This is a genomic window from Vibrio sp. T20 (genome assembly GCF_007858795.1).
Lineage (GTDB): Bacteria > Pseudomonadota > Gammaproteobacteria > Enterobacterales > Vibrionaceae > Vibrio > Vibrio satsumensis.
The window spans coordinates 1-19,726 of the sequence record NZ_VFEB01000171.1; the positions used below are offsets into that span (position 1 = coordinate 1).

Below are 19,726 nucleotides of genomic sequence, written 5' to 3' on the forward strand. Positions count from 1 at the left end.
GATGCGTGAGATGCGTGAGATAAAGTGGCCCCGCACCTAATAGATACGGGACAGATTTAGATAGAGCGGGAGAAGAGGGGACTAGCGTTTTAAATCAATATAGATCTGCTCTACTTTGGTACGAGCCCAGTCAGTTTTACGCAAAAATTTTAAGCTCGATTTAATGCTCGGGTCTTTTTTAAAGCAGTTGATGTTGACCATGTAACTCAACTCTTCCCAACCGTAATGTTCAACCAATTCAGTCAGTAGCTTCTGTAGAGTGATACCATGAAGTGGGTTGTTTTCTTGTGTCATGAGGATGTTCTCGCCATTTATTTGAGCTAAGTATACCAGTTTCGCTTTATGAATTATCAGACCATTTAAGTTCGTAATCGGTGTGGATAATCGACAATTCTTCTCTACCTGTATCACCAAACAATTTAACTTGAGCCTGCATCCATTCTTCGAATCGTTTTATCTTTTCTCGATGGAAGTAACCTGGAGGTGCACATAAAAAATAATTGTATTTAGGCTTCAGAGCGATATTACCGATTCGGACGAGTTTCTTTTCCTGCAAATAGCGATACACCAAGCTGTGCTTAACCAAGGCTACGCCCTGAACGGATAATGCACCCTCTAAAACAAAATGTGAGCCGTCAAATTGCAGTGACGAACGGCCTGCTTTCGCCCCAACAACGTCTAACCATAGATTCCAGTCCATATCAGGCCAACGGTCTTCAATTAACTCTGCTTTATGCAGATCGCTGATGTCATAGATTCCATATTTTTCTTGATAGATAGGATGGCAGACAGGGTAAACCACTTCGTCCATCAACCAACGTGATTCAATGTTTGGGTAGTTACCATGACCATATCGAACACAGACATCGACAGCCGAGTCTTCAAAGGTAACCAGTTTGTTGGTCGGTTCTATTAACATCGATAAATCTGGATGACGGTCGCGGAAGTCGCCAATTCTAGGTACTAACCAATGTTGTGCAAAAGAGGGCACGGTCGAAATCGACAATTGAGTGGGGTTGGGGTCTTGGTTTATTCGTCTTACTCCATCTTGAATATGAGCAAAGCCTTTCTTAGCTTGCAGGTAAAGCACTTCACCTTCATGAGTGAGTACTATTTTTCGGTGCTGACGAATAAACAGGTCTGCGCCTAACCATTCTTCAAGTTGGCGAATTTGTTGGCTGACTGCTGCAGCCGTGACAAATAGCTTTTCTGCTGCAAGCTTAAAACTGCCTGTTTCAGCCGCAGTATAAAAATAGTATATCCCTTGGAAAGGTGGGGTGCGCTCTCTCACATTAGTTTTCCTTAACTGAATGCCAGTATCTATCGTTTGTCGATGTTGCTCTGTTGGTCGATTATTGACCATAACAAAGCGAAAGATCAACAGGAGAAAGGCTATGAATACGATCACAGCAACCGCAAATACCAACCATTCATTTTTGTCATCATTATCAATTAAGAAATTCTATTCTAAATTAGGCATGTACTTTCAAAATCGTAGAACCAGAAAGCAGCTGTCTGAGCTACCAGAGTATTTGTTGAGAGATGTAGGGATTACACAGGAACAAGTTGATAAGGAACTGAAGAAATCGTTTTGGGAGTGAGTGGGAGTGTTAGGGGAGGGACTGGCTAATCTAAGGTTGAGCGTACTTTGCTGCCAAAAAAAGGAGCCGTAATGGCTCCCTCTCGATTTTGATTACTCTTCCCAAACTACCAATTTATCTTTCGGCCAGTCATGACCGACTTCGTGGTACTTCTGCTCAAGGATATGTCGTTTGATCTTAAGAGTAGGAGTTAACACGCCATTCTCAATACTCCACGGTTCCTTAATCATCAATACACCTTTGATCTTCTCATGTGAGGCGAGTTGTTCGTTCATTTTTTCGATAACACGCTTGGTGGTTTTCTCATAACGGGCTCGATCAAAATTAGGGAAGTCGTGTGGAACGACAAGCAAAATAGGACCAGGTAAGCCTAAACCGATCAAACACATCATTTCTACGCGGCTGTATTCAAAGAGTTTGTTCTCGATAGGTACAGGAGCAACAAACTTACCTTTCGCGGTTTTAAAGGTATCTTTTTTACGTCCACGAATAGTTAGGTAGCCTTCGCTGTCGATATCACCAATATCACCAGTATGCAGCCAGCCATCAGAGTTAAAAGACTCTTGGGTTGCAATGTCATTTTTGTAATAACCAGAGAACATGCCTTTGCTTCGAACCAAAATCTCTTCGTCCTCTGCAATTTTGAGTTCGATCCCCGGGCCTGCGTTACCTACAGTACCAATTTTGTCAGCTCTAAAAGGGTGATTAATCGTGCTGTAGGCGAAAGACTCTGTCATTCCCCATGCCTCGGTAATGTGCAGACCAACACTTTCATACCATGCAAGTAGAGCTGGTGATACAGGCGCAGAGCCACACCCAAGAACACGAGCTTGATCCAAGCCTAGGCCATCGGCAAGCTTCTTCTTAATGATGTTGTTGATAAACGGAATCTTAAGTAAGAAGTTTAGTTTCTTCTGTGGCAATTTGTCTTGGATTCGCTGTTGGAACAGCGTCCATAAACGAGGAACTGAAATGAACAGAGTAGGACGATGCATTTTTACATCATCAATAAACGTGTCTAAAGACTCAGGGAAAGCCGTGACCACGCCACCCATTACTGAAGAACCAAAGATGTAAACGCGTTCTGTAATATGAGCAAGCGGTAGGTAAGAAAACAGGCGATCGCCGGGTTGGATACCAATATGGTCGATCAGCCTTTGAACTGACCATGTAAATGCGCCGTATGTAAGCATTGCCCCTTTTGGTAATCCAGAGGTGCCTGATGTATACACTAATGACATTAGCTTGTCGTCGTGATGTTGAGGACGTTTGGTGGATGGTTCATGCGTATCGATCAGCTGTTCAAACGTGTGTTGGCATTTGGCTGCCGTATCGTATGGTAGAGAGATGCTGATTAAGTCCGGATTGTCATCCAATACCTTTTGGGTAGCAGCAGGATCATCTAGCTTACCTGCAATCACTATTTTACTTTCACTGTGCTCAATACAGTATTGGATGGTATCTGCACCAGCTGTTGGAAAGATTGGGACGCTGACAAAATCTCCTAACATCATGGCAAGATCGCAGATAAACCACTCTGCACAGTTTTTCGAGACGAGAGCTATTCGATCGCCTGATTGGGCTCCGAGTCCTTCTAATGCTGACGCCAGTTTCAGTGCTTTATCGGCCACTTCTTGATAAGTAAATTCGACAAATTGGCGGTTAATAATTTGTTTTAAATAGACCTCATTTGGGCGTTCTTCTGCCCATTTTAGGATCATTTCATTTGGTGTTGGGAGAGCTGTTGCGTTTTCTTGGCTAAACTCGTTAGGCTGAATCATTGTCTAACTCCATGTTTTTCGCTAAGTTATTTTTGTTAAAATCATGTTAAATGTACCATGGTTTTTTCTTTTAGGGAGTAAAATTAGCGTTTTCTGTTATCTGTGCAGGCACGTCTGTAACTTGCAGGTGTTACTCCGGTCCTTTTCTTAAAAATTCTCGAAAAATATGACACGTCCTTGTATCCACATTGATAGGCAATTACGGCAATTTTTGATTCGGTATCCGCTTCAATCAATTTTTTGGCGAGTAGAATGCGTTTATCACAAACAAAGTCTCTAAAGCTTACCCCAAAGTGTAGATGAAACTTTTTCGAAAAGTAGGTTGTAGAACAATGACACTTCTCAGCGATCTCTGTTTCTCTAATTTCTTTGTTGATATTGTCCATGACAAAGTTAACGACTTCTGAAGTAAACAACTTTGCAGGTAGTTGATTATTGTTATTTATGTTTCTGTCGAGATCGAAGTGGGATTCGAAGATATGCTGTGTTTTACTCTTAAGCTCTTCGAATGTACTGGTCAGATGATTACTGTTTGTTTCGATAATGAAAAATATATTCTTATGATTTCGAATGATATTAGGTAACGAATCTGAACAAATAATGACAATTCTCTTGTTCAAGTTTTCACAAATAGATAATGCCATTGTAAGTAGTTGAAGTTTGTCAGGTCTATTCAATATAAAAAATACCAGTCTTACATCTAAGTTACTGATTACAGATATATCTTGCTTACAATTCTTAATGGGGAAGTAGTTGCTTATTTTATTGATAATAACAGCATTAAAATCACTGTCTTTATCTGATAATAAAGGTGTGACTACTTTCATATAGATACCAACTCTATTTCATATTAAATTGTGAGTTAAAAAATAGACAAATTACGAAGCATAATAATTAGATTAGAAGTACCACAAAAAAGTGCAAGTAAATGGCAAGAAAATCCTAACCTAATATATCTCTCACCTCTAGATTTAGTTTACAGGTAAACAAAGCCTGATACGCAAATCAAGGAGAGGTTCTCATGGATAAGTTTTTGAATAATTGTAAAGAATTCATGAAAGATGAAGAAGGGTTGACTGTAATCGAGTATGTAATCGGTGCAGCTTTATTGGTATTAGGTTTAACAACTGTATTTTCTGGTTTAGGGGCTACACTCGCAGCGAAACTGAACAGTATTGTTAATGGTCTATGATCGGTTAGGAGTGAAGCTGCAAAGAGGGCTTACTTCGGTTGCCTACATTATCGCTGCTGCGTTACTTGTCATTGCTATAGGATTGGTTTTTTCTGGGATGGCGACAGCCTTACTTAGCAAAATCCAGAGCATTTTTTCGAGTGTATGAATTAAATATATGATTAATGAGCCTTCAGTTTTTTGGGCATTGCTAATTGCAGTTTCGGTATACGATGTTGAGAAACATCGTATACCAAACAAAATATTGATACTGTTTTTGTTTGTGTACTTTTTATCAATGTTTAACCGCAATTACACCTTTGATGTTTTTTTAATGTCCTTAGTTGGATTCGTGGTGTTTTTTTGTTTTGGATTACTCTTATATTTTTTAAGAGCTATGTCTGCAGGAGATGTGAAGCTATTAGGTATTGTAGGGATGTATCTTGGGTGGGGACAATTACTTGATGCATCGTACTTTATCTTACTTTCTGCTGGAGTGATCGGGACTTTCTATTTGCTATATAATTTTTCCAACTCGAACAGTCTTAGTATCAAAGGCTATTTTGAAAATAAGCTAATTGTGCTTGGTGGAGTAGCACCAGTATCAAATGAAAGTACTAGTTTGCACGCTAGGTATTCAAATAAGGTGACGATGCCTTTTGCACCCTCTGTTGTTATGGGATTAGCGATGTATAGCTACTTTACTTAAACCTGTTGTTGGTTAGCTTTGTGGAGAGGAATAATATATGGATATTATAGGGCGTACTGCTCCAACAACTTTGAAGCCTCAAATTTCAGCCCCAGCCGTTCCTACATCTATTGATATGTTGGGTGTTCCTGAAGTTGTTATTGAAAACCTCGTACTCAAGCATTTGTCTGCTTACCCTAAGTCGGATGTGTTAGAACTCTCTAATTATATGTGTGTTGTCACCCATATTTTGGAAAGTGCTTTGGCCGTTTTAAGGAAAAAGTCGTTAATTGAGGTATTTCAGCCTACCTCAGATCTTTCTCTATCATCAGTATCCCATAGTCATGTCCGTTACTCCCTTTCTGAAAAAGGGCTGGAAGAAGCTGATCTTGCCTTTAAACGTGATGCTTATTTAGGGCCCGCGCCAGTTTCGCTTGACCAGTACAGTGATGTGGTCAAACAGCAAGACCTGAGAGTAGAGCTAGTCACTAGACCACATGTCGAAGCTGCTCTGGATGATGTATATGGTGTCGACAAAATGATTTCAGTGCTAGGGCCTGCAATCAATTCTGGACGTGCTTTGTTGTTATATGGGCACGCTGGTACTGGTAAAACCTTTGTCGCGAGCCGAATTGTCAATGCGCTGCACACCTCTGTGTTTATCCCTTATGCAGTCTATGCCTTAGGTAATATTATCAAGGTGTTTTCTGCACAACATCATAAACCGTTGGATAGCAACGGCAGTGATCAAAGTATTTCTCTCAAAGATCAATACGACAAGCGTTGGCTTAATTGTGAAAGGCCAAATATCCAAGTTGGGGGTGAACTGACTATGGATATGCTTGAAGTTAATCATTCAGAAAATAGTCGAGTCTGGTTAGCCCCAGTACAAATGATGGCAAATAATGGGATTTTTGTCATTGATGACCTTGGTCGTCAGCCTATGCCGGTGGATGCGCTTCTTAATCGTTGGATTGTACCGATGGAGTACTCATTCGACTATTTGTCGCTGCCTAATGGTCAGCAGATAACGATGCCATTTGTATTAACTCTTGCCTTTTCTACCAATCTAAACCCAAAGAAAATAAGCGATCCCGCCTTTTTACGTCGTTTAGGTTACAAGATTGAATTCAAGCCACTTAACCAGCGAGATTATGAAGCTTTATGGATGAGCGTCGTTGCTGATAGAGAAGTAGAGCTTCAAGACGGCTTCTTTGAGCGTTTGTCTCAAATGCACACGCTGCTTAAGGTGCCACTTTTCCCATGTTTACCGAAAGATCTCGTTGGTATAAGCAAAGATATTCTTTCGTTTGAGCAGCTACCACCTGTTATCACATTCGATATTCTTTCCATGGCATGGGAAGTCTATTTTACCTCTGATGGACACGAGGAAGAGAATAATGAATAAGAGTCAAGTTTTCCTACTGTTTTTACTGTCCGTAGTATTCGGCTTAGCGGCTGTATTTTTTGCTAAGCAGTGGATGGATGATCAAGTTCAGCCAACCGTTGAAGTTGAAACGGTCGAGCGTCACCCCGTTGTTGTCGCATCACAAGAAATTGAAGCCGGAACTATTATCGAGGATCAGTTTTTAACCACCAGATTGATGGAAGTTGATTGGATTAATGAAAATAACTATTCGGATAAAGCAGAGCTGATTGGCAAGGTTGTTGCGAATACTGTCTATGCGGGAGAGGTGCTTCACAAGTTACGATTTACTGTACCAGGAGAAGGGTCAACGCTTGCAGCTCTTATCCCTGAAAATAAACGTGCGGTAACGATACGTGTTGATGATGTTATTGGTGTGGCGGGTTTCTTATTACCGGGTAACAAGGTTGATATTCTCAATACCGTTTCTTACGGAAAAAATTCTGCAGCGACTCAAACAGTATTAAAAGACATCAAGGTTTTGGCTGTCGACCAAACGGCTAAAACGAAAGAAAACAGTCCGATTATTGTACGAGCGGTAACACTTGAGATGACGCCGAAAGAGGCAGAGAAACTTCTCACGGCTAAAAGCAAAGGCGATATTCAGCTGACTTTGAGAAACCCACATGAAGTTGAGAAAAAAGTGGTTCGTCGATATGTGCCTAGACCAAGTGTCACCATTATCAAAGGTACAGAAACATCTAATGTGCGCGTCAAGGATTGAGGTGAAATATGAGAATATTAATTGCGTGTGTTTTGAGCCTGATTTGTATTTCGACGGCCAGTGTTGCGGCGTTACAAACGGGAAAAACAGTCACGGTTCCACATCATAAATCTACGCATGTCGTGCTGTCGGGAAAAGCGGCGAAGGTTTCTCTTGGTGATCCTGATGTTTTAGATATTGTAATTTTAAAATCAAATGAAGTGTTTTTAATTGGTAAAAAATTAGGTGCGACAAACCTAATGGCTTGGGACTCTCGAGGACGGTTAATTGAGTCTATTAACATTGAGGTTACTCATGATCTTAATAGCCTCAAAGCTAAATTATATGAGTTCCTTCCAGATGAAACTATCGAAGTGCACAGTGCGCAGAACCGTCTATTATTGAGCGGTCAGGTGAGTAACCAACAACAAATGAATGTCGCGATGCGAATTGCAGAAACGTATTCATCTGGGCAAACAGCTGACAAATCAAATGAAAGTGGTAGCGAGCAAGCCGCTGCTACCGGTGTTATCAATTTGATGTCCATTGGCGGGGCCCAACAAGTCATGTTAGAGGTAACCGTTGCCGAGGTTCAAAGAAGCTTGGTAAGAAAGTTTGATGCAAACTTCCACTTCTTCCAAACCAGTGGGTCTGACTTTTCTTGGGGCGCGTCTTCCGTACCTGCAGGAGTATTAGGAGCAACGCCTATCTTCAATATTCCTACGTCGACGGACTACGGCATATTAGGGTCATTCATTGATAGTAATACATTGTTTACTTTCGCACTGGACGTAGCAAAACAAAACGGGGTCGCTAAGGTATTGGCTGAACCGAATTTAACCGCATTAAGTGGTTCTAAGGCTGAGTTTTTAGCTGGTGGGGAATTTCCAATTCCAGTGCCTGATGAGGATGGTATTACGATTGAGTACAAAGAGTATGGTGTAGGTTTAAAGTTCATCCCAACCGTGCTCAGTGACAAAAAAATCAACCTAAACTTAGCGGTTGATGTCAGTGAAATTGCCAATAGTAGCTCGTTAACGATTGATCCTGGTACTACCAATGCGACTTACTTTATCCCTCCGATTACACGAAGAAGTGCGTCATCGACGCTTGAGTTAGCCGACGGTCAAACTATCGGTATTGCGGGGTTGCTGAGTGAGAATGTTAGGGACATCAGTAACAAGATGCCAGGCTTTGGCGATGTGCCGATTTTAGGTCAGCTTTTCAATAGCCAAGAGTATGTATCTGGTGAAACAGAGCTCGTTATTCTTGTAACTCCTCGACTCGCTAAACCTATTGATCGAACGAAAGTGACGTTACCAACCGATGCTTTTGTTGATCCTAATGACTTGGAATATTACTTATTGGGTCGAAGCGCTTATATAGCTGAACCGTCTGAATCTGATTCAGAACAGTCTCAAGCGTCACAGGATATATCACCGACCGATGGTGGTAGTGAAGGCTCATTTGGGCATGATTTATAAGGAGATAGATATGATTAGAATAATGATGGTCTTTCTCGTGATGGTGTTGGTTGGCTGTGCAAATGATGCTCGTTTAGGGCACTCGGTAGCACTAGTCAAAACAGAGCAAACGTATAACCCTAATGCGACCCAAGAGAATTTACTCGAAGTACCTGATGGTACAGGGGAGCGGATGCAGACTGGTTACGACAGATATGTTGGCAGAGGTGAAAATGATCTGTCTGGAAGTAGTAGCCAGATCTTAGAAGATTTTAACTAAATCTGGAGGTACTCACATGTTGTATCGAGTATCACAAAGCCCGAAAAAACAACAAGGCTTAGTTGCGGTGATGATTACTGCTGCCTTGTTGGTTTTTCTAGCTGTCTCAGCGCTAGCTGTAGACATAAACCATATGGTCGTGAATAAAACGCGCTTACAAAATGCAGTCGATTCTGCAGCGTTGGCTGCCGCAACCATATTAGACAATAGTAAAGATAAAGACGCTGTAGACGCAGAAGTGGGTACGGCACTTAATGCCATGGCGGCTTCAACCGGGAACCAAGAAATTGATTTCTCGACCGCTTCTATAAGTATTGCTTATTCGAATGATCCACAGGATTTTACAGGCACGGCGACGTTCGGTGCAACTGATGATGTTTATGTGCGTGTTCGCGTGGATGCACTAGAGATGGATGAGTTTTTCATCCATCTATTTGGTCTTGAAAAAGTGGTATCGGCAAGTGCTGTTGCAGGTCCTAGTTCAGGTCTGGCCTATAACAATATTGTACCCATTGGAGTGTGTATTGGTGATGGTACTTCTGATAATGATGTTAATGAAGATGGTTATCATGACGAAACCGGTGAAGAGATAACCAATGTGTTCGGTTATGAAGTTGGAACCGTTCACGCCTTAAAGGTTGGAGATAGTAGCCTATCTGAAATGGGTAATGGTAATTATCACCTGCTGGACTTTGGTTCTGGTGGTAAAACAATCAAAGAAGGCTTAGGTGGTAGTTACGATCAGCCAGTTAAAATTGGTGAAGATATCACAACCAAACCTGGCGGCACGGTTGGTCCGACAGGTGATGGCTTAAATACTCGTTTTGGTGATTATGGCGGTGGATTATCGGCATCTGATTACCCTTCAGATTATGTGACCACAGAACCTACCAATGAAATAACGATTGATGCCAATACCGGAGAGATCACTTTCGATGATAGCTACGATTACGCTCAATATAAGTTAGATACCAATGCTTGTATAGCAAGTGGCGGTTCTGGGTGCGCATCTAATGGTGTTGCTTGGCGTCGTATTTTACCTATACCTATGGTGGACTGCTCGGGTAAAAGTGGCGGCTCTACCGACTTCACAGTGAATAAAATTGGCTGCTTTTTCTTGTTGCAAAAAGCACCAACTAACAACTCAGGTACACCCGCCGTTTTTGGTGAGTTTATACATTCTTGCAGTGTCACTGGTGGCTCTGGTAGTAATCAGTCGACAACCGAAGGAGCTTACAAGATTGTTTTGTATAAGGATCCTGATAGTGGGGAGTCGTGATCATGAAGCAATCTAATCAATTTCAACAGGGGTTTGCTGCCGTAGAGATGGTCATTGCAACCCCTGTATTGCTGTTTTTTTTGGGTTTGGTGATCGAGCTTGGCAATATTCTGATTCACTACAATGTTATCTCTAAATCTGTACAAAATGGCGCACGATATGCTGTTAGTGAGGTTTACGATACCAAAGGTGGCACTATTGCCCCAACGTTGGAGATTCAAAATGTGGTGGTTTATGGCCAGAGCAGCGTGGGGACGGCAGTGTTATCTACATTGACGACATCAGATGTAACGGTAACACCACCCTCTATTGACAGCTATGTACGAGTCAGCGTGACATATGACTATGTGCCGTTGTTTTTGTCTATTCCTTTATCTGCCACAAGTTTTTCTATTCCGTTAAGTGTCACTTCGGTGATGAGGGTACTGTGATGAAAAGGTTTAAAGGACGTGTCAAAGGGCTTGCCATCATTGAATTCACTTTAGTCTCATCGTTAATTTTTCTACTGCTCTTTCTCATTTTAGCGTTGGGTGCCTATATATTTTCGCTGCAAATGGTCAGTGAGGCGACTAGGAAGGCCGCTAGGTTAGCGACAGTCTGTTACGTACTTGATAGAGATAATATTGCGGGAATGGTGGTGAATGATATTCCTCTTGTTGGGTTTACTAATGCGAATTTAGAAGTAGCTTACTTAGACGCGAGCGGGGTAGAGGTTGCTTCTGATTTTGAAGCGAACTTTGGCACCATTAAATTTGTGCGCGCTAGGGCTACGGGTTATGGCATTCAGTTAATCAGTAACCTAAGCTTTCTAGGAAATAATGGATTTCTTGCAGCCCCTGCGTTTGAAACAATATTACCAGCAGAAAGTTTGGGTGTGGTGAGGCCTGAGACTGAAACTAGCACTAACATATGGAATAGATGCCCATAAGCGGTTATTTAAAAGGAGATGAATATATGGGGGAAGCGATCAAAATAACGCCGAATGAAAGTGATAAGGATATGACGCGTTTAAAAACAAATCTAAAGGTTTGGCTGATCTATAGCTCAGAAGGTTTTCTTTCACATATGAACCACGAGTTAAAGAAGTGTCGAAATGTGCATGTGACGTCATTTTCTCTCGCGGCAATGAGTGAGGAGTACTTAAAAAATGCGGATGTGCCGGAACTAATTTTTGTAGAAGCTAATGGAAATTGGGCTCAAAAAATGGTTGAGCTCCAGGGGTACGACTTATCGCTAGAAGATAAGGATTTGTCTTTAGTCGTACTCGGTGATGAAAGTGATAATGGGTCACTAAAAATCGCACTGCGTTTGGGTGCTTCAGATTTTTTGTCTCACAATGTGACCCTATCGGACCTACTGCCACTCTTGAAGAAAACGGCCTCTGAAAAGCTTGAGAACTCCAGTTACGGAGAGTTTATCTTGTTTTTGAACACCAAAGGAGGGATGGGAGCAACCACCTTAGCGTTAAATACTGCCATTGAGATGGCCACACAACATCCTAACGAAGTACTTTTACTCGATATCGATCTTCAATTTGGCGTGATACCTGATTATTTGAACATAACCCCCACTTATAGTGTTTCGGATGCGATCAACAGTTCTAATGATTTGGATGAAATGTCTTTGGGGTCATTGGTAAATAAACATGAATCGGGTCTGCATGTTCTAAGCTTTAAGCATGAAAATAACGCAGATGATTTCGAACAGGCTCAGAAAATTGGCAGATTACTTCCAATTCTGCGTCGTTTTTACCCTTATGTGATCATTGACCTGTCTAGAGGCTTAGACCACGTGTTTGCATCAGCAATATCACCTGCGACGAAAGTACTTTTGGTTTTACAACAGAGCCTAGTGTCAGTAAAAAACACAAGTCGACTAATTAAGTCTCTGAAGTTTGAGTATGGCTTACAAAGTGACTCAATAGAGGTCATTCTCAACCGTTATGAAAAGCGACATTCAATTAAGTTAAAAGATGTAGAGCAGGCGGTGGGTAATCACAATATCCATCTTATGCCTAACGATTTTAAAGTTGCGCTGGAGAGTGCCAACTTGGGGCAGCCGTTAGTTCAGTCGAGAAAGAAAAGCTCTATTACTCGCTCTATCATCGATTTGTCTCATGTTCTATCACCACCAGAACAGGAAGAGAAAGGGTGGCTAAAAAAGTTGTTTTCATAATGGGTTGATGAAAAGTAAACACGAGGGATTGTGATGTTCTTTAAACGAAAAAATGTAAATCCAGAGTTTGAAAAAAAAGTAGAACAGATTTCGCATGATTCAGAAGGTGCCAATCCTGTTGACCGTTTATCTAATGTTGAGGCGTCTAGTCACTCTCGAAATACGGAAGCGAGCGTTGAAAAGGAGAAGGCGATTGATGAGGCTCGAAAGGTTTTAGAGCAGGAGCTATCAATCAAACACTTCTTTCATAAGCAGCTGCTGGAGACTCTAGATTTAGGGTTACTTTCTAGCTTGGAGAAAGAGCGCGCTAAGCTCGATTTACACGAAGCCATCGTACAGTTAATGGCTGAAGATGGTAGCCATGCATTGAGTGCGGAAGGGCGCAAGCGGGTTATCAAGCAGATAGAAGATGAGGTTTTTGGCCTTGGTCCGCTAGAGCCTCTATTAGCCGATCAAACCGTGTCAGATATATTGGTCAACGGCCCTAAAAGTGTTTATGTTGAGCGAAGAGGTAAACTCGAAAAAACGCCCTATACTTTTCTTGATGACCGCCATCTGAGAAACATTATCGACCGCATCGTAAGCCAAGTAGGGCGTCGTATAGATGAAGCGTCACCTATGGTAGATGCGCGCTTAGTTGATGGTTCACGTGTTAACGCAATTATCCCGCCTCTCGCACTTGATGGTCCTTCCGTTTCTATCCGTCGTTTTGCTGTTGACCGTTTGACTATGGATAACTTGATTGACTATGACTCAGTGTCTCCTCAGATGGCTAAGTTTGTCGAAGCTGCGGTTAAAGGTGAATTAAATATCTTAATCTCCGGAGGGACTGGCTCTGGTAAAACGACAACACTGAATATTTTTTCTGGCTTTATTCCTCGAGATCAACGAATTATTACCATAGAAGACTCGGCGGAATTACAACTTCAACAACCTCATGTAATTCGTTTAGAAACCCGCCCTGCCAACCTTGAAGGGAAGGGAGAAATTAGCCAGCGCGAATTGGTTAAAAATACCTTACGTATGCGACCTGATCGAATCGTGGTCGGGGAGGTACGTGGTAGCGAAGCCGTTGACATGCTAGCGGCGATGAACACGGGTCATGATGGTTCACTTGCCACCATTCACGCAAATACCCCCCGTGATGCCTTGAGTCGTGTCGAAAACATGTTTTCGATGGCTGGGTGGAACATATCAACCAAAAACTTACGAGCGCAAATAGCTTCGGCTATCCACCTTGTTGTTCAAATGGAACGCCAAGAAGATGGTAAGCGTCGTATGGTGAGTATCCAAGAGATCAACGGCATGGAAGGTGAGGTCATTACTATGTCGGAAATTTTCCGTTTTCAGCGTAAAGGTATTGATGAAGATGGCAATATTATCGGTTATTTCACGGCAACGGGAGTTGTGCCTCAATACCATGACCAGTTAGTCAAACGGGGACTCGATCTGCCTTTCGAGCTCTTTAGTGAGACCAAAGGTTAAGGAGAGATTATGGACAATGTAAGCGTTTCATTAGGCCTATTGTTTATCGCAGTGCTTTTTATTTCCCAAGCGTTGTTGTTACCTGCTGCTGGTAAGAAAGCGAAGCATAAAGAGTTGTCTCGTCGCTTAAAAGAGACGCAACGTAATATCGATGCAGAGAGTTTGTCATTACTCAAAGAGCACTATAACAAAGAACTCTCCCCGCTGGACCGTAAGCTCATCGTTATCTCTTTTTTCGCGGGCTTGAAAAAAATGTTGGAACTCGCAGGTATGAAAGTGGCTTTAAGCCGATTCTTACTGATTATTTCTCTTTGTGCTGTATTGCTCTCATTGATATCGATAATGACTAACCAAGTGTGGTTCATAAGTGTAGCGGCATTCATTTTCGTTTGGGTCATTGCTTACTTGTTTGTGCAAAACCGAGTGACTTACCGAATGGCTCGATTTGAAGAGCAACTTCCTGAGGCGTTGGATATTATTCGACGTGCCTTACAAGCAGGACAACCGCTCGTTCAATCATTTAATGAGGTTGGCGAAGAGCTTCCTGACCCAATAGGTACTGAATTTAAGAACACCTATAATTTACTTAATTATGGTTATGATTTACGTCTAGCGATTTTACAGATGACAGAACGAGTCCCCACCGTATCAATGCTGGCTTTTTCCAGTGCCGTAATGTTGCAAAAAGAGACTGGGGGGAACTTATCTGAGAACCTGCAAAAGGTATCTGAAGTACTTAGAGCGCGTTTTAAACTGGAAAGGAAGGTAAAAACACTCTCTGCTGAAAGTCGCTTATCAGCATGGATCTTAACGTTATCCCCTTTTGGTTTGTTTTTCGCATTACGGGTGGCTAGTCCCGAGTATATCGAGCCACTTTATAAAGATCCGCGCGGTTTATCGATGGTCAGTGTCGGTATTGTTCTTTTGGCCATCGGGGCCTTGTGGATTAAAAAGATCATTAGCATAGAGATTTAACTTATGGAACTACTCAATATTGAAGTCTGGAAGCAGATGTTAGAAGAGTTTGGGATCAGCTCTCAGGTGGTTATTTATGCGATGATTTTGCTCACTACTGTCTTGTTAACATTGACTGTTGGGTTTCTGTTTTTAGGTGCTCGATCTCCTTTAGACAAGAAGCTAAGACAAATATCTGAAGAGGGAAGTGTTGGCGGCCGCAAACCCTATGATTTCTCAAATACGCTTGAATCATTAAGCCCTTTTATAAGTAAAGGTAACAAAAAGGATAATGAAACTTACTCAGAAAAATTGATGCATGCTGGATTCCATGAGAAGAGTGCATTATCGGTTTTTTATGCATTGAAGGTTTTATCTAGCTTAATAGGCATCGTCGCGGCTTTTATGGTTTATTACATAGCGCTGGGCGGAGACTACAATAATTTACTCATCATGACCTGTGTTTTTCTCGGAACATTCACGCCAAATATTATTCTGAGTAAGTTACAAAAAGAGCGTCAGAAAAAAATCAGAAACGGTGTTCCTGATGCGCTTGATCTTCTTGTTGTGTGTACCGAATCTGGGCTTGGTTTTAATGCCGCTCTTGGGCGCGTAGCGTCTGAGCTCTATGTCTCTCAACCTGAACTTGCGGATGAACTAGAGACTGTATTTGCTAAAATTCAAGCGGGCGTCACTATGCCTGATGCGCTTAGGCAGCTTATCGAACGAACTGGTTTAGTCGAGTTGGAAGGTTTGGTTTCTTTGCTTTCTCATGCATCGAGAATGGGGGGGAGTTTAGCGCAAACACTCCGTGATTATACTGAAGACTTTAGAGATAAACGTCAGCAAGCCGCTGAAGAAATTGCGGCGAAAATACCGACCAAAATGTTATTCCCAATGTTGATATTTATTTGGCCTTGCTTTTTCATTGTCGCACTTGGCCCAGGACTATTGATCGTAATGGACGCATTAACTGCGCCGGGAGCAAGTTTATGATGTTATACAATAAGTTTCTTCTACTACTATTGCCAATTTTGCTTCTTGGTTGTGCTTCTTCGGATGAACCGACTAATCAATTTGATGCAGAATTGTACTCTGGTAAACCAATCGATTCTTTGACTAGTGATGATCCACCGCTAAATGAAAAAGAAGCAATTATGCGCGGTGACATTGCTCTGCGAGACAACAATATAGACTTGGCCTTATATGAATATATACGTTCCTTGTCCTTCCCTGAAAAAGAGTTTCACGATAAAACCTTGTTCACTATTGGCCAAATACATTCGTCTCGTGGTAATTATGCGTTGGCCGAGAAAGCTTACCTAGCTGCGCTAGACTTTAACCCAGCCCACACCGAAGTATTGGAGCAGTTAGGTGTTTTGTATACAAAGCAACGCCGTAAAGATGAAGGTCGAAGCTATTTCTTTAAAGCGATAAATTCAGACCAAGTTCGTTTAAAAAGTAGTGAAACAATCCAAAATTACCAAGCGTTGAGCCAAAGTGAAGTGGCCAGTTTGAAGGTAGACAGCATGTCTCCAGCATTAGCTTATATGGGGATTGGTGTATTGGAAGATGTTGACGGAAAGCATCAGATCGCACAAGAGTACTTCAAAAAGTCACTAACGATAGATAAAAGCTCAGTCAAAGCTTTGTTGAATATGGGCTACTCCCACTACATGTATGGTAACTACAAGGAAGCGTATCAATACACGCGTTCAGCCTTAGAGTTAGAACCGAATAATGAAAAAGCTCAGAATAATCTAGCACTTATTTATTTAGCCTCTGGGGATATAAAAAAGGCCACTAACGTGTTCATGAGGCATATGGACGCCCCAGAAGCGTTGAATAACGTTGGCTACTTCCTGATCTTACAAGGAAAACCTGATCAGGCGGTTCCATATTTACAACAAGCTATCGATAAAAAATCATCTTACTACAAAGTAGCAAATGAAAACTTAAACAGAGCACTAGCGGAAGTGAGAGAGATGGAACAATAGTGATTTGAATTTGGCTTAATGAAAAGGATATTCATATTGCCTAAAAGTGATAATTTTAACAAAGACATCATAGCTATTTCTGTAATTTGGTTCGTATGTGCCATTTTGATATTTATTTATAAGTGGGAAAGCATTTCAATACTCAACCTGAATGACAATGACGATTATATGCGTTTTGTTCAGTTTCAGGAGTGGATGAGGAATGGCCATTGGTACCTAGAGCCAATGAGTAACTTTAATGCCGATGACGGTGTTATTATTCATTGGTCTCGATTTCCTGATCTAATGCTCTCTTTGGTCGCTTTCCCATTGATATTTATGGTTGGTGATAGCCTTGCTTATGCTATCTCGATTTCTATTGTCCCTTTGCTTTATTTATTGTTCTTCGCATTATCGTGCTTTTACTTATGCGAACGTTTCTTAGGCGCTAAGTACCGCTTTATCAGCACGATGTTTGCTATTTTTTCTCCTGCAATAATACACTTCTTACCTGGTTCTATTGACCATCATAATATTCAACTTATTTTGGCCACGCTCTTCTTATCAGTAACCCCGACTTCTATCAACAACCTAAGACAATCATGGCGAGTGTATGCTCAGGCCGTTTTCCTGTCTCTATCTCTATGGACTGGGATGGATAATGTTTTGTTGTTTATGATTTTCTTAATTATTTATACTGTGTATTACTGCTTCGTTCGTGACGAGTGGTTTAGTTATGTCTCTAAGCTATATGTAACTTGTTCGATTTTTGGAACTTTTGCTGTTTTATTAAATAGGCCTTATGATGAGTTCTTTTCTTTTAAATATGATGAGGTCTCATTTATTATCATCCTTCTTTTTTTTAGTGGTTGGGTGTTTGTCAATGCTTACAATCGATTGGCTAATAATAGAAAAAATTCAACTCAAAGATTTTTATTGTTTATTTTTCTTGGTTTGTTGTGTTTATTTCCGGTTGTTATTATTTACCCCTCACTGACTAGTGCTTTGTTTATTGATTACCCACCGATACTAAAATTGTATTGGCTTGATCAAGTTGCAGAAGCTAAATCTGTCGCAACATACATAGCAATGAATGGTTTTTTTTCAGTGGATAATTATTTGTTGCTATTAGTTCCCGCAATGTTGTATCCATTCTTTCGAAATAAAAACCCGCACTGTGCAATCTTGTACCTCATTTTTATGTTTAATCTAGCCCTTGCGATGTTTTGGCAGATTAGGGTAATGAGGTTGTGTTTTGTTTTAGCGGCACCTTTCCAAGCATATTTTGTTATTAAGGTGTCTGAATACGTTAGGTATTCACTACTGAAAGTGCTGGTTATTATCTCAGGTGCTCCATTGGCATTAGCGTTTGTCATTCTCGCTTTGTCTCCAGAAGAGGAAGTGACTACCAAACTTGATGAGACCGATAAGTTATCGGTCATCTTTAAGGTGCTAAAAGATAACGGTATCAACTCTCATACAATTCTTTCAGGAATAGAAACGGGCGCACCTGTATTGGCTAAAACGAACAACAGTATAATCGCCGCGCCTTATCATAGAAATATTGTGGGTAACCGATTTTTAATCGAAGTGATGTTAGAAGAGGACATGCTTCTAGCAAGAAACAAAATAGTCGATAAAAAGGTTGATTATATATTGATCGGTAATGACCCTCATTTAACTCTCCTAAAGGATTCTGGAAGCGAAGACTCTTTAGTTAGAAGACTTCATGGGGATAATATTCCGGCTTGGTTAGACGTTACATATGATGGAATTGAGGATGGTTATCGAGTTTTTAAAGTAAGGAGTGAGCATGAATAAACAGAAAGTCGCGATATTACTCCCATGTTATAACGAAGCCGGAGCCATTGGCGAAACGGTTACGTCTTTTCAACAAGCCTTACCTGATGCATCTATTTATGTTTACGACAACAATTCAACTGACAACACGGTCAACGAGGCGTTACAAGCTGGGGCGATTGTGCGACATGAGCCTCGCCAAGGTAAAGGAGAGGTCGTGAGGCGGATGTTCTCTGATATCGACGCTGATATCTATGTGATGGCTGATGGTGATGACACTTATGACGCGTCAGTATGTCCAGCGTTGATCGAGCAATTAAAGACTGAAAAGCTTGATATGATCATTGGAAGCCGAGAGCGAACTTCAATCGCTTACCCCAAAGGACATATCCTCGGCAATAAGATGTTTTCATCATTGATTAACCTAGCATTCAATGCTCAGTTGAATGATGTGTTTTCTGGTTATCGAATTATGAGTCATAGATTTGTCAAAACCGCACCTATCTTCAGCGATGGCTTCCAAATAGAAACAGAGCTTACCGTGCATGCGCTGCATCATAATATGTCTATCAAAGAAGTTTCGACTCAATACCAATCTAGACCGGAAGGTACTTCTAGCAAGCTAAACACCTTGAGTGATGGCATTAAAATTTTTAACTTTATTTTATTCCTACTGAGAGACGTGAAACCGATGTTTTTCTTTGGAGTACTCTCGATATTGCTTGGTCTTATTTCATTGATCTTGGGTATCCCCGTCATTGTTGATTTTGTTGATACTGGGTTGGTTGAAAGGCTACCTACCGCTGTTTTGTCTAGCTCAATAGCTTTGATCGCGGTGATGTCTTTTTTCTGCGGTTTGATACTCGATAACGTATCACGAGGTAGGCGAGAGATGAGAATACTCTCTATTTTAAGATTTAAGGACGATGAATGACTTAGCTGAG

21 protein-coding genes are annotated in these 19,726 nt (G+C 41.3%); 17 read left to right on the plus strand and 4 right to left on the minus strand.

Features of this window, described 5'->3' with window-relative positions:
- Positions 1-81 precede the first annotated feature (81 nt).
- Positions 82-294, minus strand: a complete 213-nt coding sequence (locus FTW16_RS17985; RefSeq protein WP_017106559.1) for a VF530 family DNA-binding protein — start codon at positions 292-294, stop codon at positions 82-84.
- 46 nt (positions 295-340) lie between these two features.
- Positions 341-1,291, minus strand: a complete 951-nt coding sequence (locus FTW16_RS17990) for a LysR substrate-binding domain-containing protein (protein ID WP_146492029.1) — start codon at positions 1,289-1,291, stop codon at positions 341-343.
- A gap of 103 nt (positions 1,292-1,394) precedes the next feature.
- On the opposite strand from FTW16_RS17990, the gene FTW16_RS17995 reads away from it, so the two are divergent.
- Positions 1,395-1,601, plus strand: coding sequence for a DUF1127 domain-containing protein (locus FTW16_RS17995; RefSeq protein ID WP_048658140.1), 207 nt, complete (start codon positions 1,395-1,397; stop codon positions 1,599-1,601).
- Between the two features lie 92 nt (positions 1,602-1,693).
- On the opposite strand, the gene FTW16_RS18000 is transcribed toward FTW16_RS17995, so the two are convergent.
- Positions 1,694-3,382, minus strand: coding sequence for an AMP-binding protein (locus FTW16_RS18000; protein ID WP_146492030.1), 1,689 nt, complete (start codon positions 3,380-3,382; stop codon positions 1,694-1,696).
- An 83-nt stretch (positions 3,383-3,465) separates the two neighbouring features.
- A complete protein-coding gene (locus FTW16_RS18005; protein ID WP_146492031.1) occupies positions 3,466-4,209 on the minus strand; it encodes a helix-turn-helix domain-containing protein in 744 nt (247 codons plus the stop codon).
- A gap of 194 nt (positions 4,210-4,403) precedes the next feature.
- On the opposite strand from FTW16_RS18005, the gene FTW16_RS18010 reads away from it, so the two are divergent.
- From FTW16_RS18010 to FTW16_RS18085, 16 genes are all read left to right on the plus strand, one after another.
- Positions 4,404-4,574, plus strand: a complete 171-nt coding sequence (locus FTW16_RS18010; protein ID WP_102480233.1) for a Flp family type IVb pilin — start codon at positions 4,404-4,406, stop codon at positions 4,572-4,574.
- Between the two features lie 157 nt (positions 4,575-4,731).
- Positions 4,732-5,262 carry a prepilin peptidase gene (locus FTW16_RS18015; protein WP_146492032.1) on the plus strand — a complete coding sequence of 177 codons (531 nt, stop codon included), beginning with the start codon at positions 4,732-4,734 and terminating at the stop codon, positions 5,260-5,262.
- 37 nt (positions 5,263-5,299) lie between these two features.
- On the plus strand, positions 5,300-6,649 hold the full coding sequence (locus tag FTW16_RS18020; protein WP_146492033.1) for an AAA family ATPase: 1,350 nt from the start codon (positions 5,300-5,302) through the stop codon (positions 6,647-6,649).
- Entirely contained in the window at positions 6,642-7,391 is a 750-nt protein-coding gene (gene cpaB / locus FTW16_RS18025) for a Flp pilus assembly protein CpaB (RefSeq protein WP_048605624.1), read from the plus strand. Before FTW16_RS18020 ends, cpaB begins: the two co-directional genes overlap by 8 nt.
- Positions 7,392-7,399: 8 nt before the next feature.
- Positions 7,400-8,854: a type II and III secretion system protein family protein gene (locus FTW16_RS18030; RefSeq protein ID WP_146492034.1), complete on the plus strand. Its 1,455-nt coding sequence runs from the start codon at positions 7,400-7,402 to the stop codon at positions 8,852-8,854.
- Positions 8,844-9,113 carry a hypothetical protein gene (locus FTW16_RS18035; protein ID WP_029405622.1) on the plus strand — a complete coding sequence of 90 codons (270 nt, stop codon included), beginning with the start codon at positions 8,844-8,846 and terminating at the stop codon, positions 9,111-9,113. The genes FTW16_RS18030 and FTW16_RS18035 overlap by 11 nt, the downstream gene beginning before the upstream one ends.
- Before the next feature lie 16 nt (positions 9,114-9,129).
- On the plus strand, positions 9,130-10,392 hold the full coding sequence (locus FTW16_RS18040) for a TadE/TadG family type IV pilus assembly protein (RefSeq protein WP_146492035.1): 1,263 nt from the start codon (positions 9,130-9,132) through the stop codon (positions 10,390-10,392).
- 2 nt (positions 10,393-10,394) lie between these two features.
- Entirely contained in the window at positions 10,395-10,823 is a 429-nt protein-coding gene (locus FTW16_RS18045; RefSeq protein WP_146492036.1) for a TadE/TadG family type IV pilus assembly protein, read from the plus strand.
- Complete coding sequence (locus tag FTW16_RS18050) at positions 10,820-11,320, plus strand: TadE/TadG family type IV pilus assembly protein (protein ID WP_146492037.1); 501 nt, start codon at positions 10,820-10,822, stop codon at positions 11,318-11,320. The genes FTW16_RS18045 and FTW16_RS18050 overlap by 4 nt, the downstream gene beginning before the upstream one ends.
- A gap of 26 nt (positions 11,321-11,346) precedes the next feature.
- On the plus strand, positions 11,347-12,567 hold the full coding sequence (locus FTW16_RS18055) for an AAA family ATPase (RefSeq protein WP_146492038.1): 1,221 nt from the start codon (positions 11,347-11,349) through the stop codon (positions 12,565-12,567).
- Positions 12,568-12,600: 33 nt separating this feature from the next.
- Positions 12,601-14,052, plus strand: a complete 1,452-nt coding sequence (locus FTW16_RS18060) for a CpaF family protein (protein ID WP_146492039.1) — start codon at positions 12,601-12,603, stop codon at positions 14,050-14,052.
- A 9-nt stretch (positions 14,053-14,061) separates the two neighbouring features.
- A complete protein-coding gene (locus tag FTW16_RS18065) occupies positions 14,062-15,027 on the plus strand; it encodes a type II secretion system F family protein (protein ID WP_048615562.1) in 966 nt (321 codons plus the stop codon).
- Positions 15,028-15,030: 3 nt separating this feature from the next.
- Positions 15,031-16,002: a type II secretion system F family protein gene (locus tag FTW16_RS18070; RefSeq protein WP_146492040.1), complete on the plus strand. Its 972-nt coding sequence runs from the start codon at positions 15,031-15,033 to the stop codon at positions 16,000-16,002.
- Positions 15,999-17,003: a tetratricopeptide repeat protein gene (locus FTW16_RS18075; protein WP_146492041.1), complete on the plus strand. Its 1,005-nt coding sequence runs from the start codon at positions 15,999-16,001 to the stop codon at positions 17,001-17,003. The genes FTW16_RS18070 and FTW16_RS18075 overlap by 4 nt, the downstream gene beginning before the upstream one ends.
- A gap of 18 nt (positions 17,004-17,021) precedes the next feature.
- Positions 17,022-18,803 carry a hypothetical protein gene (locus FTW16_RS18080; protein WP_146492042.1) on the plus strand — a complete coding sequence of 594 codons (1,782 nt, stop codon included), beginning with the start codon at positions 17,022-17,024 and terminating at the stop codon, positions 18,801-18,803.
- Entirely contained in the window at positions 18,796-19,716 is a 921-nt protein-coding gene (locus FTW16_RS18085) for a glycosyltransferase family 2 protein (RefSeq protein ID WP_146492043.1), read from the plus strand. The genes FTW16_RS18080 and FTW16_RS18085 overlap by 8 nt, the downstream gene beginning before the upstream one ends.
- The last annotated feature ends 10 nt before the right edge of the window (positions 19,717-19,726 follow it).

Bases quoted from the DNA above. Each gene is read 5' to 3' on its own strand.
- FTW16_RS17985 (WP_017106559.1), bottom strand. From the start codon at position 294: ATGACACAAGAAAACAACCCACTTCATGGTATCACTCTACAGAAGCTA.
- FTW16_RS17995 (WP_048658140.1), top strand. From the start codon at position 1,395: ATGAATACGATCACAGCAACCGCAAATACCAACCATTCATTTTTGTCA.
- FTW16_RS18000 (WP_146492030.1), bottom strand. From the start codon at position 3,382: ATGATTCAGCCTAACGAGTTTAGCCAAGAAAACGCAACAGCTCTCCCA.
- FTW16_RS18005 (WP_146492031.1), bottom strand. From the start codon at position 4,209: ATGAAAGTAGTCACACCTTTATTATCAGATAAAGACAGTGATTTTAAT.
- FTW16_RS18010 (WP_102480233.1), top strand. From the start codon at position 4,404: ATGGATAAGTTTTTGAATAATTGTAAAGAATTCATGAAAGATGAAGAA.
- FTW16_RS18015 (WP_146492032.1), top strand. From the start codon at position 4,732: ATGATTAATGAGCCTTCAGTTTTTTGGGCATTGCTAATTGCAGTTTCG.
- FTW16_RS18020 (WP_146492033.1), top strand. From the start codon at position 5,300: ATGGATATTATAGGGCGTACTGCTCCAACAACTTTGAAGCCTCAAATT.
- cpaB (WP_048605624.1), top strand. From the start codon at position 6,642: ATGAATAAGAGTCAAGTTTTCCTACTGTTTTTACTGTCCGTAGTATTC.
- FTW16_RS18030 (WP_146492034.1), top strand. From the start codon at position 7,400: ATGAGAATATTAATTGCGTGTGTTTTGAGCCTGATTTGTATTTCGACG.
- FTW16_RS18035 (WP_029405622.1), top strand. From the start codon at position 8,844: ATGATTTATAAGGAGATAGATATGATTAGAATAATGATGGTCTTTCTC.
- FTW16_RS18040 (WP_146492035.1), top strand. From the start codon at position 9,130: ATGTTGTATCGAGTATCACAAAGCCCGAAAAAACAACAAGGCTTAGTT.
- FTW16_RS18045 (WP_146492036.1), top strand. From the start codon at position 10,395: ATGAAGCAATCTAATCAATTTCAACAGGGGTTTGCTGCCGTAGAGATG.
- FTW16_RS18055 (WP_146492038.1), top strand. From the start codon at position 11,347: ATGGGGGAAGCGATCAAAATAACGCCGAATGAAAGTGATAAGGATATG.
- FTW16_RS18060 (WP_146492039.1), top strand. From the start codon at position 12,601: ATGTTCTTTAAACGAAAAAATGTAAATCCAGAGTTTGAAAAAAAAGTA.
- FTW16_RS18065 (WP_048615562.1), top strand. From the start codon at position 14,062: ATGGACAATGTAAGCGTTTCATTAGGCCTATTGTTTATCGCAGTGCTT.
- FTW16_RS18070 (WP_146492040.1), top strand. From the start codon at position 15,031: ATGGAACTACTCAATATTGAAGTCTGGAAGCAGATGTTAGAAGAGTTT.
- FTW16_RS18075 (WP_146492041.1), top strand. From the start codon at position 15,999: ATGATGTTATACAATAAGTTTCTTCTACTACTATTGCCAATTTTGCTT.
- FTW16_RS18080 (WP_146492042.1), top strand. From the start codon at position 17,022: ATGAAAAGGATATTCATATTGCCTAAAAGTGATAATTTTAACAAAGAC.
- FTW16_RS18085 (WP_146492043.1), top strand. From the start codon at position 18,796: ATGAATAAACAGAAAGTCGCGATATTACTCCCATGTTATAACGAAGCC.